This is a genomic window from Allobosea sp. 10L417 (assembly GCF_056395485.1).
Window position 1 is genome coordinate 230,714 of record NZ_JBFTJP010000011.1, and the last position, 15,457, is coordinate 246,170.

General features: G+C 66.5%; 14 protein-coding genes. 9 read left to right on the forward strand and 5 right to left on the reverse strand.

Annotated elements, in window-relative coordinates; all coding sequences use genetic code 11:
* Window position 1: 1 nt before the first annotated feature.
* Window positions 2-1,579, reverse strand: a complete 1,578-nt coding sequence (locus AC1DE3_RS23585; protein ID WP_441510784.1) for an acyl-CoA carboxylase subunit beta — start codon at window positions 1,577-1,579, stop codon at window positions 2-4.
* A gap of 236 nt (window positions 1,580-1,815) precedes the next feature.
* On the opposite strand from AC1DE3_RS23585, the gene AC1DE3_RS23590 reads away from it, so the two are divergent.
* The 3 genes from AC1DE3_RS23590 to AC1DE3_RS23600 all read left to right on the forward strand — a co-directional run bounded on the left by AC1DE3_RS23590 (window position 1,816) and on the right by AC1DE3_RS23600 (window position 4,879).
* Entirely contained in the window at window positions 1,816-2,994 is a 1,179-nt protein-coding gene (locus tag AC1DE3_RS23590; protein WP_476780911.1) for an acyl-CoA dehydrogenase family protein, read from the forward strand.
* A gap of 112 nt (window positions 2,995-3,106) precedes the next feature.
* Window positions 3,107-3,709: a TetR/AcrR family transcriptional regulator gene (locus AC1DE3_RS23595; protein WP_441510786.1), complete on the forward strand. Its 603-nt coding sequence runs from the start codon at window positions 3,107-3,109 to the stop codon at window positions 3,707-3,709.
* A 126-nt stretch (window positions 3,710-3,835) separates the two neighbouring features.
* A complete protein-coding gene (locus tag AC1DE3_RS23600; protein WP_441510787.1) occupies window positions 3,836-4,879 on the forward strand; it encodes a histone deacetylase family protein in 1,044 nt (347 codons plus the stop codon).
* An 18-nt stretch (window positions 4,880-4,897) separates the two neighbouring features.
* Here the strand turns inward: AC1DE3_RS23600 and AC1DE3_RS23605 are convergent, their stop codons facing one another.
* Window positions 4,898-5,641 carry an acetoacetate decarboxylase gene (locus AC1DE3_RS23605; protein WP_441510788.1) on the reverse strand — a complete coding sequence of 248 codons (744 nt, stop codon included), beginning with the start codon at window positions 5,639-5,641 and terminating at the stop codon, window positions 4,898-4,900.
* A gap of 165 nt (window positions 5,642-5,806) precedes the next feature.
* Complete coding sequence (locus AC1DE3_RS23610) at window positions 5,807-7,363, reverse strand: acetolactate synthase large subunit (protein ID WP_441510789.1); 1,557 nt, start codon at window positions 7,361-7,363, stop codon at window positions 5,807-5,809.
* A 242-nt stretch (window positions 7,364-7,605) separates the two neighbouring features.
* On the opposite strand from AC1DE3_RS23610, the gene AC1DE3_RS23615 reads away from it, so the two are divergent.
* From AC1DE3_RS23615 to AC1DE3_RS23635, 5 genes are all read left to right on the forward strand, one after another.
* Window positions 7,606-8,565 (forward strand): ABC transporter substrate-binding protein, encoded by a 960-nt coding sequence (locus AC1DE3_RS23615; RefSeq protein ID WP_476852812.1) that lies wholly within the window; start codon window positions 7,606-7,608, stop codon window positions 8,563-8,565.
* A 156-nt stretch (window positions 8,566-8,721) separates the two neighbouring features.
* Window positions 8,722-9,258, forward strand: coding sequence for a mismatch-specific DNA-glycosylase (locus tag AC1DE3_RS23620; protein ID WP_441510791.1), 537 nt, complete (start codon window positions 8,722-8,724; stop codon window positions 9,256-9,258).
* Window positions 9,255-10,028 (forward strand): ABC transporter permease, encoded by a 774-nt coding sequence (locus AC1DE3_RS23625; RefSeq protein ID WP_441510792.1) that lies wholly within the window; start codon window positions 9,255-9,257, stop codon window positions 10,026-10,028. The genes AC1DE3_RS23620 and AC1DE3_RS23625 overlap by 4 nt, the downstream gene beginning before the upstream one ends.
* On the forward strand, window positions 10,025-10,804 hold the full coding sequence (locus AC1DE3_RS23630) for an ABC transporter ATP-binding protein (protein WP_476780912.1): 780 nt from the start codon (window positions 10,025-10,027) through the stop codon (window positions 10,802-10,804). The genes AC1DE3_RS23625 and AC1DE3_RS23630 overlap by 4 nt, the downstream gene beginning before the upstream one ends.
* 180 nt (window positions 10,805-10,984) lie before the next feature.
* Window positions 10,985-12,205 (forward strand): class I SAM-dependent methyltransferase, encoded by a 1,221-nt coding sequence (locus AC1DE3_RS23635; protein ID WP_441510794.1) that lies wholly within the window; start codon window positions 10,985-10,987, stop codon window positions 12,203-12,205.
* Window positions 12,206-12,376: 171 nt separating this feature from the next.
* Here the strand turns inward: AC1DE3_RS23635 and AC1DE3_RS23640 are convergent, their stop codons facing one another.
* Window positions 12,377-13,516, reverse strand: coding sequence for a citrate synthase family protein (locus AC1DE3_RS23640; protein WP_441510795.1), 1,140 nt, complete (start codon window positions 13,514-13,516; stop codon window positions 12,377-12,379).
* A gap of 88 nt (window positions 13,517-13,604) precedes the next feature.
* Here AC1DE3_RS23640 and AC1DE3_RS23645 point away from each other — a divergent pair, with 88 nt between their 5' ends.
* Window positions 13,605-14,684: a citrate synthase/methylcitrate synthase gene (locus AC1DE3_RS23645; RefSeq protein ID WP_441510796.1), complete on the forward strand. Its 1,080-nt coding sequence runs from the start codon at window positions 13,605-13,607 to the stop codon at window positions 14,682-14,684.
* A gap of 111 nt (window positions 14,685-14,795) precedes the next feature.
* Here the strand turns inward: AC1DE3_RS23645 and AC1DE3_RS23650 are convergent, their stop codons facing one another.
* Window positions 14,796-15,356 carry a HutD/Ves family protein gene (locus AC1DE3_RS23650; RefSeq protein ID WP_441510797.1) on the reverse strand — a complete coding sequence of 187 codons (561 nt, stop codon included), beginning with the start codon at window positions 15,354-15,356 and terminating at the stop codon, window positions 14,796-14,798.
* Window positions 15,357-15,457: the final 101 nt, after the last annotated feature.

Sequence of the window (15,457 nt, forward strand, 5' to 3'; positions counted from 1 at the left end):
CTCACATCCGGTAGACCGGCCGGGGGCCGGTATCGCGCGCTTCGCCAGCCGACAGTGCGAGGCAGAGGCCGAGCACGTCGCGCGTCTGCTCGGGCTCGATGATACCGTCGTCCCAGAGCCGGGCGGTGGCGTAATAGGGGTCGCTCTGCTCCTCGAACTGCGCGCGGGTGCGCTTGTCGAGTTCGGCGACGGCTGCTTCGTCCGCGGCGCCCTTGAGCGATTGCCGGCGCAATTCCGTCACCACGGTCGCGGCGACCTCCGGGCTCATCGTCGCGATGCGGGCATTGGGCCAGGAGAACAGGAAGCGGGGCCTAAAACCTCGCCCGCACATGCCGTAATTGCCGGCGCCGTAGGAGCCGCCGATCAGCACGGTGTATTTCGGCACACGCGCATTCGAGACGGCATAGACGAGCTTGGCCGAATGCTTGGCGATGCCACCGCGCTCAGCCTCGGTGCCGACCATGAAGCCGGTGATGTTCTGCAGGAAGAGGAGCGGAATCTGGCGCTGGTCGCAGAGCTCGATGAAATGCGCGCCCTTGACCGCGCTCTCCGAGAACAGGACGCCGTTATTGGCAAGGATGCCCACGGGATAGCCGTGGATATGGGCGAAGCCGGTGACGAGGGTCGCGCCGTAATCCGGCTTGAAGGCGCTGAAGGCGCTGTCATCGACCACGCGGGCGATGACCTCGCGGACGTCATAGGGTCGGCGCAGATCGGTAGGCACGATGTCGACGATCTCAGCCGGATCGAGCTTCGGAGCGGCGGGAGCCTGCGGGGGCGGCGTGATGCGGCCGATTTCGCCGAGCGCCCCGACGATCTCGCGCAGCTTCGCCAGCCCTTCCATCTCCGTTTCGACGAGATGGTCGCTGACGCCGGAGACCAGCGTGTGCATCTCCGCCCCGCCCAGCGTCTCGCCATCGACGATCTCGTGCACGGCCGCCTTCACGATCGGCGGCCCGCCGAGATGGATGCGGCCGGTGCCCTTGACCATGATGACCTGGTCGGAGAGCGCCGGGATATAGGCGCCGCCGGCGGTCGCGCCGCCGAAGACGATCGATATCTGTGGGATGCCAGCCGCCGACATCCGGCACTGGTTGTAGAAGGAGCCGCCGAAATGGTCTCGGTCGGGGAAGACGCGGTCCTGCTCCGGCAGGAAGGCGCCGCCGCAATCGACGAGGTAGAGACAGGGCAGGCGATGCTCCTCCGCGATCTCCTGCGCCCGCAGATGCTTGCGGACGGTCTCGGCGAAGAAGGAGCCGCCCTTCACCGTCGCGTCGTTGGCGATCAGCATGCAGGCGCGGCCTTGCACGACGCCGATGCCGGTGACGATGCCGGCGCCCGGCACTTCGTTGCCGTAGAGCCCCCAGGCGGCGAGCGGCGAGAGTTCGAGAAAGGGCGTTTGCGGATCGAGCAGGAGGTCGATTCGCGCGCGCACCATGATCTTGCCGCGCGCCTCGTGGCGGGCGCGCAGCTTCTCGCCGCCGCCTTCTGCGACGAGGCCGTGGCGCTGGCGCAGCATCTCCAGCATGGACGAGAGCGGGGGAGGGGTGGTGGAGATGCCCGGATCGGTCTGCGCCATGTGCCTCTTCCGCGATCGTTTCCTCAGCCCTCATCCTGAGGCGCCGCGGAACGCGGCGTCTCGAAGGATGCTCCAGTGCGCGTCGGAGCCGTCTGGAGCAACCTTCGAGACGCGCCCTCGGCGCTCCTCAGGATGAGGGCTCGCAGGTAGAATGGGCGTCTTGATCTCGCCGCAACATTCACCTACCGTCCGGTAGGTAGTCAGATCGCGGCGCCGCGGTCAAGCAGGAGGAAGCCATGTCGGCCGTCGAGACGCTTGCAGGCGAGGGCGTGCGCCGCTCGCCGTACTTTACCGAGGAGCACGAGGCGCTGCGCGATCAGGTCCGCCGCTTCGTCGAGACCGAGATCAAGCCGCATGCGCTGAAATGGGAGGAGGACGGCTTCGTCCCGCGCGCCGTGCTGCGCCGCATGGGCGAGCTCGGCTTCTTCGGCATCCGCTATCCCGCCGAATATGGCGGCTCCGAGATGGACACGCTGGCGACGGTCGTGCTGGCGGAGGAGCTGGGCCGCTCGACCTTCTCGGGCGTCGCCATCACCGCGCTGGTTCACACCGACATGGCATCGGTCCACATCGCCAATGCCGGTAGCAAGGCGCAGCGGGACAAATATCTGCCGGCCATCATCGCCGGCGAGAAGATCGTCGCGGTCGCCGTAACCGAGCCTGATGCAGGTTCGGACGTGAAGGGCATCCGCACCACGGCGCGGCGCGAGGGCGACCATTACGTGCTCAACGGCGCGAAGATGTTCATCACCAACGGCGTCTACGCGGATCTCTACTGCGTCGCCGCCAAGACCGATCCGGCGGCTAAGCCCTCGCAATCGGTCTCGATCTTCCTCGTCGAGAAGGGCACGCCGGGCTTTTCCGTCTCACGCGCGCTCGACAAGCATGGCTGGCGCTCCTCGGATACCGCCGAGCTTTCCTTTGTCGATTGCCGCATACCGGCCGAGAACCTGCTCGGGCAGGAGGGGCGCGGCTTCTACGCGATCATGAGCAACTTCCAGAACGAGCGCACCGTGATCGGCGCGATGGCGATCGGCGAGTCGCAGGCCGCTATCGATCTCACGCTGGATTATGTGAAGACGCGAAAAGCCTTCGGCGCACCGCTCTGGGAGAAGCAGGCGATCCGCCAGCGTCTCGCGGAACTGGCGAGCAAGGTCGAGGCTGGCCGCCAGCTCGTCTACCACGCCGCCTGGCTCGACGCGCAGGGCTTCGACGCCACCCGCGAGGTCTCGATGGTCAAGGCCTATTGCGGCGAGTTGGTCAACGAAGTCATGTACGATTGCCTGCAGTTCCACGGCGGCATGGGTTACATGCGCGAGAGCGCCATCGAGCGCATGACCCGCGACGCCCGCGTGCAGTCCATCGGCGGCGGCGCCACCGAGGTGATGCTCGAAGAGGTGGCGAAGCGGCTGTGATACGTTTGCGCGCCCCTTCAAGCGTCATGCTCGGGCCTGACCCGAGCATCTCATGCCGGAGATTCTCGGGTCTGCGCTTCGCTTCGCCCGAGAATGACGCGGGGCGCTGCGCATGACTGTCGCCGCCGACCGCAGCCAGCGCGACACCGAAGGCGGCTCGCGCCGGCAAATCCTCGACCATGCCGCGCGGCTCCTGCGCAATGGCGGCTATTATCAGACCACGTTGCGGGAGATCGCGGAGGCAGTCGGCATCCGCAAGGCGAGCCTCTATTACCATTTCGCCTCGAAGGAGGAGATCGTCGAGGCGGTGGTCAACGACGGCGTCCGCTTCGTCCACGAGGGCGTAGTCGCCGCGCTCGCCGCGACCGAAGGTGCAAACCCGCGCCAGCGGCTGGAGGCGGCAATCCGCGGCCATCTTGCGGCGCTGCACGGCCACGGCGACTACACCAGCGCCAGCATCAAGGTATTCAACTTCGGCGCCGCGCCGGCGCCGGAGAGCGTGCGGGCCGTGCGGCGCGCCTATGAAGATGTCTGGCGCCGGCTGATCGGGGAGCTGCAGCAGGCCGGCGCCCTGCCGCGGGAGCGCGCGCCGGACGTCCTGCGCAATTTCCTGCTCGGCGCGCTCAACGGTTCCACCGATTGGTACCGGCCCGAACGCTTCGAGATCGATGCGCTGGCGCGCGAATTCGCGGCGCTGCTCTCGCCCTTGGCGTAAGGCCCGCTCCGCCCGCCACGCAGGGGCGGGCGGCATCGACGTAGCTGACCGGCGTCGCCGTCATTGCTAGCATTCCGGTGCGGGGCCGGCTGATCGCCTCGCTGCCTGACGAGGATTTTTCGCCTGATGCGTGCCTTCTACCATCCCGATCAAGCCCTTCACGATCCGCAGCAATATATGCGCTTCGGCAAGGTCGTTGCGCCCAAGGACCTGCCCGAGCGGACGGACCGGCTTCTCGGTGCGCTGGCGAAGCATGGCATCAAGCCGGAGCATCCGGCGGCGCATGGCACGGACCCGATCCTGGCGATCCATGATGCCGGCTTCGTCAATTTCCTCGAAACCGCCTGGGCGCGCTGGCAGGACCTGCCGGCCGAGCGCGGGCCGGAAGTCTGGCCGAGCACCTTCCCCTATTGGAGCGGCCGCCCGGACGAGGATGTCCGTCCGCCCTGCCGCCCCACCGGCTTCATCGGTCAGCTCGGCTGGTATCTCGGTGATCTCTCAGTGCCGATCGGCGAGCATTGCTGGCATTCGACGCTGCGTTCGTCCGAGACCGCAGTCTCTGCGGCCGATGCGATCCTCGCCGGCGAGCGCGCCGTCTACTCGCTCTGCCGCCCGTCCGGCCATCACGCCCGCGCCGATCGCGCCACCGGCTTCTGCTATCTCAACAACACCGCGATCGCCGCCCAGCGCCTGCGCTCCAAATTCGGCAAGGTCGCGATCCTCGATGTCGACGCCCATCATGGCGACGGCACGCAGCAGATCTTCTACCGCCGTAGCGACGTGCTCACGATCTCGGTCCATGCCGATCCGTCTAACTACTACCCGTTCTTCACCGGCTATGACGACGAGCGCGGCAACGGGCCGGGCGAGGGCTTCAACCTCAACCTGCCGCTCGCCCATGGCGCGGGCGGAGCCGAGATGCAGGCTGCTGTCGACAGGGCCGGCAAGGCGATCCGCGATTTCGGCGCCGAGGTGCTGGTGATCGCGCTCGGCTACGACGCCCATAAGGACGACCCGATCGGCGTCCTCAGGCTTGAAGCCTCCGATTTCGGCGCCATCGGCCGGCAGGTGAAGGCGCTCGGTCTGCCGACGCTTGTTGTGCAGGAAGGCGGCTATGCGATCGAGGCGATCGGCGACTGCCTCGATGCGTTCCTGGGTGGGTTCGCCTGAAGCCGAAACGCGCGGGTGCTATGCGAGGTAGTCGTGCAGAACCCGGCCGAAAGGCAGCGTGAAATCGACGAGCTGGTGACGAGCGCGCACGATTCTCCGCACCGGGAAGTCGGCGACCCGGCAATTGATATGAGGGATGAGATGCAACCGCGCCTCGCCCTCCCAGGCGCCATGGACCGTGATGTCCGTGAGATTGTAGCCGACGAGCTGCGCTACCTTCGGTGCGCCATCGACATCGGGCAGCAGCTTCAGGTTGATGTTCAGGCCAGCGATGCCGTCGCGCACCTTGTCGAGCTGATCTTCGAGGCTGCGATGCTTGTAGGTCATCGTGCCCATTGCGACGCGCTCGCCGTCATAGTGCAGCGTTCCGGTCAGGGTGTCCTTCATCACGCCGAGGCGCGGCACGCCATACTTCTTGGGGAAGCCCCAGATCTCCCGTCCGCCGGTGATGGGCGGTTCGTCGTCGAGATACATCTGCACGGAGAAATTGCAGGGCTGTCCCTTGTAGCTGGCATAGATCCCGGTGCCGCTCTCCTCATAGGACCCGAAGCCGGAGGAATCCGGCATCTTCATCCACTCGTAATAGACGAGGTTGCCCGGGGCCGGCTCGAGCGGCTCCGGCAACGCGGCGCGGATGATCTCAGGGTCCGTCTCGTAGGTGATGATCAGATATTCCCGCTTGATGAAGCGGTTCGGCGGATGCGGGTAGCTCGGGCTGAAGACGGGCATCGACGGTGCCTTCAGGATCTCGTCCCGGTTCATGCTGGTCGCTCCTTCTCGAAATCAGCCGCAATTCTGGCAGGGGCCCTGCGACAGATTGATGGCGACCGGACGAATAGAAAAGCTTCTCCTCACTGCCCGCGTGAAGATCGCCCTCCACCCCGAGACGTCGTTCTCGGGCGGAGGGCGTTTTGGTCGGATGCTGTCTCAGATCGCCGCTTCGATCAGGAACGGCCCCTTCTTGGCGAGCGCGGCCTTGAACAGGCTGGTGAACTCCTCGGCCGTGGTGGCGCGGGCGGCTTCGACGCCCATGCCCTTGGCCATCGAGACCCAGTCCAGCGCCGGCTCGTCGATGTTGAGCATCAGCGTGGCGTTGCGGCCGAAATCGTTGACGCCGACGGCGCGCATCTCGCCGTGCAGGATCTGGTAGGTCCGATTGGCGAAGACGACTGTGACGATGTCGAGATTCTCGCGCGCCTCCGTCCACAGACCCTGCACCGTGTACATGCCTGAGCCGTCGGCCTGCATGTTGATGACCTTGCGGTCGGGGCAGGCGACCGCTGCGCCGATGGCGAGCGGGATGCCTTCGCCGATCGCGCCGCCGGTGAGCTGGATGTAGTCGTGCTGCGGTGCGCTGTGGCAGTCATAGTAGAAGCTGCGGCCCGAGGAGACCGACTCATCGCAGACGATGCAATTCTCCGGCAGCAGGGCCGAGACGATGGCGCAGGCCTTGTCGGCATCGAGCTTGCCCGTCGGCAGGCCGGGCTGCTCCTTGCGCGGCGAGGCGATATAGACGGGCGCCGTCTTCGTCGCGCCCATCTCCTCGGCGAGCGCCGTGATCGCTGCGGGCAGATCGTCGCCCGGGCTGGCCAGCGTCGCGACCTCGCAGTCATCGTGGACAAGGCGCCCGGGCTTGCCCGGATAGGCGAAGAAACCGACCGGCGTCTGCGCGCCGACCAGCACGAGATAATCGACGTCCTTGAGCTGATCGAGCGCCTTGTCGATCGGATAGAACACCTTGGGCATGGCGACGCGGCCGGCGCCGCGCTGAATGCGCCCATTCGACATCTGGCTGAAGATCTTGGCGCCGGTCGCGGCGCAGACGCGGGCTGCCATCTCCATCGGCTTCTCCCGCAGCGCGAGCCCCGTCAGCATGATCGCGGCGCGCGCGCCATGCTTGCGCAGCCCGGCGGCGACCTCGCGAATCGCCGCTGAATCGACGCTCTTCAGCGCCGGCAGCGGCGTCGGCTTGAGGGCGGCCGGCTCGACGCTGCCCCAGGCGCAGTCGGCCGGCAGGATCACGGTGGTGACGCCGGGCAGCGTCAGCGAGGCGACATAGGCCTCTCCGATCGCCGGGCCGACATCCTCGGGCGAGGCGATGCGGCGGACGAAATGCGACATCGGATGCGCCAGGCTCTCGATATCGCTGGTCAGCGGCGCGTCATGCTGGAGATGGTAGGTGGCATGGTCGCCGACGACATTGATCATCGGCGTGCGGGCACGCCTTGCATTGTGCATGTTGGCGAGCGCGTTCGCCATGCCCGGCCCGCAATGCAGCAGCGTCGCGGCCGGCTTGTCGGCCATGCGGGCATAGCCATCGGCGGCACCGGTCACCACGCCCTCGAACAGGCCGAGCACGCAGCGCATCTGCGGCTTGCGGTCGAGCGCCGCGACGAAGTGCATCTCGGAAGTGCCGGGATTGGCGAAGCAGGTATCGACGCCGTTGATCAGAAGGGTGTCGCAAAGGCGGTCGGCGCCGTTCATCCTGAAAACCTCGACTCGATAGAAGGCGCCCCTGCGCCAGCGGCCGTGAAGGGAGGAAATTCCTCTCGCGCTGTCAAACGAGAGAATGTCATGGCTTTCCCAAGCGATGGTGATCGGCGCCTTGACGGGTTTGCATATGCATTTAACCTGATTTGGAACGAAGGTTGCTTCGCGCCGTGAATGACGCTGTCTAGGCGTCCTGAATGGCGCGTTCGCCGTTAAGCAGGGGAAGGGTTTCGAACATGGCAGCATTCAAGCGCATCGGTGCGAGCGTCGGCTTCGGCCTCGCGGCGCTTCTGGCGGCGGGCGGCGCGCAGGCGCAGACCAAGGTGAATATCGGAATTTCCGGCTGGACCGGCTTCGCGCCGCTGGTCCTCGCCAAGGAGGCTGGTATCTTCGCTAAGAACGGCCTCGACGTCACGATCAAGAAGATTCCGCAGAAGGATCGCCACCTCGCCATCGCCTCGGGTGACATCCAGTGCGCCGCGACCACGGTCGAGACCTGGATCGTCTGGGATGCGGCGGGCATCAAGACCAAGCAGATCTTCCAGCTCGACAAGAGCTATGGCGCCGACGGCATGGCCGTGCGCAACGGTGTGGGCTCGATCAAGGACCTGAAGGGCAAGACGGTCGCGGCCTCGGCGCCCGGCACCTCGCCCTATTTCGCGCTGGCCTGGATGCTCAAGGAAAACGGCATGTCCGTGAAGGATGTGACGGTCGTCAACATGGAGCCCGGTCCGGCCGCGCAGGCCTTCATCGCCGGCCAGAACGACGCGGCGATGACCTATGAGCCCTATCTCTCCACCGTCCGCGACAAGCCGGATGCGGGCAAGATCATCGCCACCACCCTCGACTACCCGATGGTGATGGACACCTTCGGCTGCACGCCGGCCTTCCTCGTCAACGACAAGGCCGCGGCCGCGCTGACCCAGAGCTATTTCGAAGCGCTGGAGATGATCAAGAAGGACCAGGCCAAGGCCTATGAGATCATGGGCGCCGATGTGAAGCAGACCGGCGAGCAGTTCGGCAAGTCGGCGGCGTTCCTGCGCTGGTCGGATGCCGAGGGCAACAAGAAGCTCTTCTCCGGCGACTGGCAGGCCTTCTCGGCCAAGGCCGCCGACCTGCTGCTCGAAATCGGCCTGGTCAAGGCGAAGCCCGACCTCGCTTCGCTGGTCGACACGAAGTTCGTCGCCGGCAAGTAGAAACCGGGGAGGCTGCTTGAGATCTCCGCGAGCCCTCATTCTGAGGAGCCATCCCGAAAGGGATGGCGTCTCGAAGGATGTTCCAGAAGGCTCGGGAACCATCTGGAGCATCGTTCGAGACGCCGCTTCGCGGTTCCTCAGGATGAGGGCTGCAGGGTGACGGCCGGCCTTGAATGCCTAAGCGGCGAAATCCTTCCGGATGTTCTGGAGCCCGGCTTGCGCGTCGTCTTCTGCGGCACGCAGGCCGGAACCGCCTCGGCCCGGCGCGGAGCCTATTATGCCGGTCCAGGCAACAAGTTCTGGTCGGTGCTCCATCAGACCGGGCTGGTGCCGATGAAGCTGGCGCCGGAAGACTTCCGCAGCCTCCCGCGCTACGGCATCGGCCTGACCGATGTTGCCAAGCGGAGCTCGGGCCCGGATTCCATGCTGCGAGGCAGCCATTTCGACGTGGCCGGCCTCGCGTCCCGGATCGCTGCCTGCGCGCCGCGCATCGTGGCCTTCAATGGCAAACGCGCGGCGCAGGCTGTCCTTGGAGTTCGCGAGGGACAGCTCGTCTATGGGCGGCAGGCGGAGACGCTGGCCGGCGCCGAAATCTACATACTCCCCTCGACCTCCGGCGCAGCGGCCGGCTTCTGGTCGATCGAACCCTGGAAGCAACTGGCTATGGCCGTCCCCGGAACGATAGTGCGATGAGACCCTTGCAACCCGTCTCGACCGCGGCCCGCATAGGCTATGGCGTGGCCTTCTTTGCGCTGTTCGTAGCGCTCTGGTCGGTCGCGACCTTCGGCGGCTATGTCCAGCGCCTCTTCCTGGCCGATCCGCTGACCATGGTCGGCGAGGGCTACAATCTGATGGTGCGCTACGGCTTCAGTTTCGACATCATGATGACGATCTGGCGCGTCGTGGGCGGCTTCATCATCGCCGTCATCGTCGCCCTGCCGCTCGGCATCCTGATGGGCGCCTACAAGCCGATCGAGGCGTTCCTGGAGCCCTTCGTCTCCTTCGCGCGCTATTTGCCGGCCTCGGCCTTCATCCCGCTGCTGATCCTGTGGGCCGGCATCGGCGAGACGCAGAAACTGCTCGTCATCTTCATCGGCGCGGTCTTCCAGCTCATCCTGATGATCGCGGTCTCGGTCGGCTCGATCCGGCGCGATCTGGTCGACGCCGCCTATACGCTGGGCGCGACCGACCGCTCGGTCGTGCGCCGCGTCATGCTGCCGAATGCGGCGCCGGAGATCGCCGAGATCTTCCGCCTCGTCCTCGGCTGGGCCTGGACCTATGTCATCGTCGCCGAGCTGATCGGCTCGTCCTCCGGCATCGGCCACATGATCACGGACAGCCAGGCGCTGCTGAACACCGGGCAGATCATCTTCGGCATCATCGTGATCGGCCTCATCGGCCTCATCTCTGATTTCCTCTTCAAGGCGGTCAACCAGCGCCTGTTCCCATGGGCGCGCGCATGAGCAAGCTTGTCATCGACAATGTCGGCAAGGTCTTCGCAGGCCAGCGCGGGGCTGAGCCGACGCGCGCGCTGATGCCGACTTCGCTCACCGTCGCCGACAACGACTTCATTACCATTCTCGGCCCCTCCGGCTGCGGCAAGTCGACCTTGCTGCGCATCATCGGGGGGCTGGAGACGGCGAGCGAGGGGCGCATCCTGCTCGACGGCACGCCGGTGTCGGGGCCGGGAGCCGATCGCGGCTTCGTCTTCCAGAGTTACACGCTCTTCCCCTGGCTGACAGTGCAAGAGAACATCGCCTTCGGCCTGCGCGAGAGGGGCGTGCCCGAGGCCGAGCGGCTGCGGATCGCGCGCGACTGGGCGGTGCGCGTCGGGCTCGGCCACTTCGTCGATCATTTCCCGAAGCAGCTTTCTGGCGGCATGCAGCAGCGCACCGCGATCGCCCGCGCGCTCGCCAACGATCCCAAGATCCTCCTGCTCGACGAGCCCTTCGGCGCGCTCGACAACCAGACCCGCGCCCTGATGCAGGAGATGCTGCTCGGCATCTGGGAGCGCGAGAAGAAGACCGTGCTCTTCGTCACCCATGACATCGAGGAGGCTATCTTCGTCGGCTCCCGCGTCGTGGTGATGAGCGCGCGCCCGGGGCGGATCAAGGCGGATATCCCGGTCGAGCTGCCACATCCGCGGCCCTACACCATCAAGACGACACCGGAATTCGTCGCGCTGAAGGAGCGGCTGGTCGAGGAGATCCGCGCCGAAGTCATCGCCGCCGACCACTGAGTCCCTCCAGCAGTCAGCCATGCTTCCCCAACGGAACCGAACCACGCCGCCTGCGTTGTCATGTCGCAGGCGAGTGCCTGCCTTGCGCCAAAGGGCGGTTACGACGGCGATCCGACTTGCCATCTTGGGGCGAAAGGGGCGCTGCCGAAGGTGGGGCCAATGCATTCGCTGATTGCCAGGATGTTGTCTCGGCTCGCGATCGAGCCACGTATCGATGTCGTTTTTCCCGATGGCACGCTTCAATCCATCGGACAGGGAGCCGTGCCGCGATTGCGGATGCGGATCTTGGATGCGCCGACGGAATTGAAACTTGCGCTCAATCCCGAGCTCGCCTTGGGCGAGGCCGTCATGGACGGGCGCGTCGTGGTCGAGCAGGGCTCGCTCTATGATCTGCTCGACGTGCTGGTCGCCGCCATCCACAAGGCCCGCCCGAAGGGCTGGGGCAAGACGCTGGAGGGGCTGCGCACCGCTGTGCGCCGCTTCCACCAGAACAACACACCGGCACTGGCGAAGCGCAACGTCGCGCATCACTACGACCTGAAGAGCGATTTCTTCCGGCTCTTCCTCGACCCGGACATGCAATACTCCTGCGCCTATTTCGCGCAGCCGAATATGACGCTGGCGCAAGCGCAACTCGCCAAGAAGCGCCACATCATGGGCAAACTCGATCTGCAGCCGGGCCAGCGCGTGCTCGATATCGGCTGCGGCTGGGGCGGCATGGCGCTGTCGATCGCCGGCGAGACCGGCGCTTCGGTGACGGGCATCACGCTCTCCGAGGAGCAACTCGCCATCGCGCGGGAGCGTGGCGGGGAGTCCGGCCTGCCGGTCGAGTTCCGGCTGCAGGATTATCGCCACCTGACGGAGCCCTTCGATCGGATCGTCTCGGTCGGCATGTTCGAGCATGTCGGCGTCGGCTATTATCGCGATTACTTCCGCAAGATCCGCGAGTTGCTCAACGACGATGGCGTGGCGCTGATCCACACGATCGGCCGCTCGACGCCGCCTGGCGCGACCAATCCCTTCATCGCCAAGTACATCTTCCCCGGCGGCTACATCCCCGCCATGTCGGAGGTGGCGGCGGCGGTGGAGCAGGAAGGGCTCGTCATCACCGATGTCGAGGTGCTCCGCCTCCACTATGCCGAGACGCTGAAAGCCTGGCGCGAGAACTTCCTGGCCCGGCGCGCCGAGGCGGTGGCGATGTATGACGAGCGCTTCGCCCGGATGTGGGAGTTCTACCTTGCCGCCTCAGAGGCGAGCTTCCGGCACGACGATCTGGTGGTCTTCCAATTCCAGCTCGCCAAGAAGCTCGACGGACTGCCGATCACGCGCGGTTATATCGAGGAGCGTGAGGGCGAGCTTGGGCGGAAGGCGACGCAGACGAAGGTCGATGAGCCGGCTTAGATGCCGGCTGCTAACAGCACCACCTTTGTCATTCCCGGGCGCGCCGCAGGCGCGAACCCGGAACCCACGACTGGGTGGGATTTGATGCCGGGTTGTAAGCCCCTCACCCGGTCGTGGGTTCCGGGTTCTTCGCTGCGCGAAGCCCCGGAATGACAAAGTTTTCGAGCCGGCCTAGGCCGGCTCCGGCCCGACATAGCGGGCGCGAGGCCGGATCAGGCGCCCGGTCTCGCCTTGCTCCAGCGCATGGGCGATCCAGCCGGCGCAGCGCGCCGCGGCGAAGATCTGGAACGAGACATCCGGCGCAAGCCCGAGTTCGCTCGCGATCGCCGTCAGCACGAAGTCGATATTCGGCTCCTCTCCGGTCAGCGCAGTGACGGCCCGGCGCGTCTCCTCATAGGCCGGCGGCAGCGTGAACGCGGTGAGCAGTGCCCGCGCCCGCGCATCGCCGTCCGGATAGAGCGGGTGGCCGAAGCCGGGCAGGGGCATGCCCGTCGCAAGCCGGGCGGAGACCGCCATCTCGACGCCCTCGCTCGCGATCTCGCGCATCAGCCCGAGCACGCGCGGGGTCATCCCGCCATGCAGCGGCCCGGACAGCGTTGCGAGCCCGGCCAAGATGCAGGCCGCGAGTGAAGCGCGCGTCGAGGCCGCGACGCGCACCGCGAAGGTCGAGGCGTTGAGCTCGTGGTCGGCCAGCAGCACGAGCGCGCGGCGGATCAGGTCGGCGCCGCGTTCGTCGCAGCCCCAGGCCTGCGCCAGCCGGTGATGGATCGGCCCCTGGCCCGGCCGCCCTGCGATCGCATCGACCAGCGCGTCGATGACGGAGGCCGCCTCGAGATAGAGCGCCTTCTTCGCGCGCCCCGCCATGGCGGGATCGCCAGCGGCGCGCGCGGCGATCACCGCGAACATGCGCTGCCGGGCCGGTGCCTCCGGCACGATCGTGAACAGCGGCGGAAAGCGCTGCGAGCCGCAATCCCAGAGCAGCCGCGCGACATCCTCCAGCTTCGCCGTATCGGCCAGGGTCGCGGCATCCTGCCCGCGATACCAAAGTTTGCCGCGCTGGATCGTGGCGATGCCCGAGGCCAGGATCGGCTCGCCGAAGGCGATCGCATCTTCGGCGATGGCGGCGGGCTTGCGCCCCCGCGCCTTGCGATGCTCCAGCCGCGCCACATCCTCGGCCCGGTAGAGCCGCCGCCGCGAATCCGCTGCGTCGCCGCGCGCCTCGATCAGCCCGCGGCTGACATAGGCGTAGAGCGTCTGCGGCTTCAGCCCGAGCCGCTGCATCACCTGTTGCGTCGTCAGCCAGTCGGTCATCCGAAAATATATTGATTATATTGTTCAAGATTGATTCTAGCGATGAAGCTACCGATCCTCAAGCTGTCGTTTTGCAGGAGTGATCGCCATGTCCGATGGCCTTGAAGATGTCGTTGCCGCCCATACCGTGCTCTCGGAAGTCGATGGAGCGGCCGGTCGGCTGGTGATGCGCGGCCACAGCCTAGACGAACTGGCGGGACACACCTCCTTCGAAGAAATGGCCGGGCTGATGCTCGACGGCTTCGTGCCGGACCTGCCTGCCACCAAGGATCTGCCGGCAGCGCTCGGCGCGGCTCGGCAGGAATTGTTCGAGACGGTCGTCGCCAAGGCGACGGTGCCCATGTCGCTCGGCCCGGTCGAGATGATCCGGGCGATGACCGCGTTGATCCCCGATGGTGAGGATGGCGGCACGGTGCTGCGGCTGCTGGCGGCGCCGGCTGTCTTCACTGCCGCGTCTCTGCGCCTGCGGCAGGGTCTCGCACCGATCTCGCCCGATTCGTCGCTGTCGCAGGCGGCCGATACGCTGCGCATGCTGACGGGCAAGGCGCCGACGAAGCAGCAGGCCGCCGCGCTCGATACCTATCTCGTGACCGTCGCCGATCACGGTCTCAACGCCTCGACTTTCGCCTCTCGCGTGGTTGCCTCGACACGCGCCGGGCTGGTCTCGGCCGTCCTTGCGGGCATAGGTGCGCTGAAGGGGCCGCTCCATGGCGGCGCGCCCGGCCCGGTGATCGGGATGCTCGATGCGATCGGCACGCCCGACAATGCCCGTTCGTGGCTTGAAACGGCGCTGGATCGCGGCGACCGGCTGATGGGCTTCGGCCACCGTATCTACCGCGTCCGCGACCCGCGCGCCGATGCGCTGAAGGGCGCGATACGCCGGCTCGGCGCCGATAGCGGGCGGCTCGCGCTGGCCGAGGGGGTCGAGCAGGCGGCGCTCGCCATCCTGCGCGAGCGCAAACCCAACCGCACGCTCGAAACCAATGTCGAATTCTATACGGCGCTCTTGCTGGAGGCGCTCGGCTTCCCGCCGGATTCCTTCACCTGCGTCTTCGCGCTCGGACGGACGACGGGCTGGCTCGCCCATGCCAAGGAGCAGATCGCCGGCGGCCGGCTGATCCGGCCGCAATCGGTCTATGTCGGCCCGCAGCCGCGGCAGGCGGCGTGAGGCGAGGGAAGGCGTCATGCTCGGGCTTGAACCGAGCATCTCGGAAACCAGTGGTTTCTCGTCCTGAGGTTCTCGGGTCGGAGCTGCGCTCCGCCCGAGAATGACGGCAGCTCAGACCCGCTGCAGTCGGATCACGAACAGATCGCTGCTGTTCCCGGCGGCGAGTTTTGCGGTGGCGGGAGCTTGGAACACGGCGCTGTCCCCGGCAGCCAGAGCCGCGCCATTCAGTTGCCACTCTCCCTCGCGCGCCACCAAGACCAGCAATCCATGCTCCACCGCGATCTCATGCGATCCGCCCGTCAGGCGCGCGACGCTATGGCTCCACGTCCCGCGCCGGCTCATCACGTTGAGATCGTCGATCGGCCCGTCGACCAGCACGCCCTCCACCGCGTGGTCGGCGGCGAAGAAAAACGGTGCGGTCGAGCGGTCGAGCGCCACCGTCTCTCCATCGCCGAAGGCGAGGCGGATGCCGTTGCCGGTCAGCACCGAGAGTGTCCGGTCGATGCCGGGGAAGGATGAGAACGGACCGTCCTGCCCGACATGCGCCATCGAGATGCGCCAGTCGAAATCTCCGAGCGAGGCGCCTTCCGGCGCCACCGCGATCTCGGTCGTGGTGCCGCCGCCGTTCTTCCACGGCATGACCTTGCAATCGGCGGCGCGGATGATGCGCATGGAAGGCTCCTTCGAATTCACGCCACCACCCATGTCATTCCGGGGCGCCCGAAGGGCGAACCCGGAACCCAAATGCTGCGATCGGGTAGGGCTCGCCCGGT